The sequence below is a fragment of the Deltaproteobacteria bacterium genome, assembly GCA_009930495.1.
GTDB lineage: Bacteria > Desulfobacterota > Desulfovibrionia > Desulfovibrionales > Desulfomicrobiaceae > Desulfomicrobium.
The window spans coordinates 1-2250 of sequence record RZYB01000295.1 but is presented as its reverse complement, the minus strand read 5'-3'; the positions used below and the strand labels follow the sequence as shown (position 1 = coordinate 2250).

Annotated in this window: 2 protein-coding genes; both read left to right on the top strand. The window is 56.2% G+C overall.

The annotated features are described in order from the left end of the window. Positions 1–1584, top strand: a 1584-nt coding sequence (locus tag EOL86_13975) for a cyclic beta 1-2 glucan synthetase (protein ID NCD26681.1), incomplete at its 5' end; no start/stop codon positions are given. Positions 1585–1641: 57 nt separating this feature from the next. Further along, positions 1642–1917, top strand: coding sequence for a hypothetical protein (locus EOL86_13970; GenBank protein NCD26680.1), 276 nt, complete (start codon positions 1642–1644; stop codon positions 1915–1917). Positions 1918–2250 lie beyond the last annotated feature (333 nt).

The window sequence follows — 2250 nt, the reverse complement described above, 5'->3', positions numbered from 1 at the left end:
CTCATCCAGCGTTTTAGGGGTTCGCCCGCGGCACGGCACGCCCTCGACAAGGTGTGGCAACACTGGGCCCATACCCTTGGAGCCATCCATGTCGAAACGCCGGACCAATCGATCAACGTGCTCGCCAACGGCTGGCTCCTGTACCAGACCCTGGCCTGCCGCCTGTGGGCGCGCAGCGCGACCTACCAGTCAGGCGGAGCGTTCGGTTTCCGTGACCAGCTTCAGGACGTCATGTCCCTCGTCCACGCCAGGCCTGGCTTGGTTCGAGAACATCTTTTGCTCTGCGCCTCCCGTCAATTCGAGGAAGGCGATGTGCAGCATTGGTGGCATCCGCCCATGGGCCGTGGTGTCCGCACCAAATGCTCCGACGATTTCCTGTGGCTGCCCCTGGCGACCTGCCGCTATATTTCCACCATCGGAGACACCGGCATTTTGGATGAAAACGTCCCGTTCCTGCGCATGCGCACGCTGACCGCCGACGAGGAATCCTGTTATGACCTCCCCGAACGATCAGATCAAAGTGCGAGCCTCTATGAGCACTGCGTCAGAGCCATCCTCCACGGTTTACGTTTTGGAGTGCACGGGTTGCCCCTCATCGGCTCCGGAGATTGGAACGACGGCATGAATCTGGTGGGTGAACACGGCAAGGGTGAGAGCGTCTGGCTCGCCTTCTTCCTCCATCACGTCCTGGAGGACTTTGCCCCCCTCGCGCACGCACGAGGAGACGTCACCTTTGCCGAACAGTGCAGGCAGGAAGCGACCACGCTGAGCCGGAATATTGAGAAAAACGCTTGGGATGGAAAATGGTACCGCCGTGCGTACTTTGATGACGGCACGCCGTTGGGTTCATCGGAGAATGACGAGTGCCGCATCGATTCCATCGCCCAGAGCTGGTCCGTCCTCTCAGGGGCAGGAGACCCGCAACGAACGCGTATGGCCATGCAGTCCCTGGACGGGCATCTGGTGCGTCGCGAACACGGACTGGTTCAACTCCTGACCCCGCCTTTCGACACATCCAAGCTCAACCCCGGCTACATCAAAGGATATGTTCCCGGAGTACGTGAAAACGGAGGACAGTACACGCACGCCGCCGTCTGGGCCGCCATGGCCTTTGCCCGCCAGGGGGATATGAAACGCGCCTGGGAAATTTTCGACATGATCAATCCGGTCAACCACACCCGCACCACTGAAGAGACGGTCGTATACAAGGGCGAACCCTACGTCGTCGCCGCCGATGTCTACGGCGCGCCGCCGCATACAGGCCGTGGCGGATGGACATGGTATACGGGCTCGGCCGCCTGGATGTATCGACTCATCGTGGAATCACTCCTGGGCCTGAGCCTTGAAGTGGACAGATTGCGCATCACCCCCTGCCCCCATCCGCAATGGAAGGAATTCACGGTGCACTATCGCTTCCGGGAAACAGTCTATCACATTGCCGTGTCGCAGTTTCAAGGTAAAAACACAGAAACTCGTCTGTTTCTCGACAATGTTGAACTCACAAGCCAGACTATCACGCTGGTTGACGACCACAATGAACATTGGGTCATGGTACGCATGGAAGTGAAAAACGTTTTAATATAATAATTTACAAAATATTTTCGGAGAACATGTTGTTACAAAATCAAAAGAGACGAAAAAATGAGTACATCCAATCATCACATTTCACGTTCCGAAATGGATGGAACAGCGCAGAGTGACGACCGCAGGCAACAAACAGACAGACGCCGTGTAAGCGGCCGGAGAAAAACGGACCAGACTCCAGGGGAATCATCCCAGCTTGATGGCATCAAAAACGAGCAAACGGAACAACAAGCCGAAAATATCGCGCACCATCGCAAAAAAAATCATAGCAGCAAACCGATTGCGTACGCTTTAAGCGAAGATGAAATCAAATTTCTTCTGGCTGACGACTGAAGGCACCAATGAAACATGCGGCTTCATGGACGCCGTGGTCCAGGGCACGGTCCTTGACGTGAAAATTTTGATCAATGTCGTGGCGCTTTTGGTGGTGCTGGCCACGATGATGACGGGTGCCGTGATCGGCGTATTGTGGTAAAAAAACGCCCGTGATCCGTCATTCGGCGGACACGGGCGATTCAGACGGGTGGGGAACGGCTATAAGATGAAGCGCGTCAGGTCACGGTCTTCCTGGACATCGTGCAGGGCCTTGGCCACATAGTCCTTGTCGATGGTCACCGTGGCGTCCGGCATTTCCGGGGCATCGAAGGACAAATCGGACACAATCTT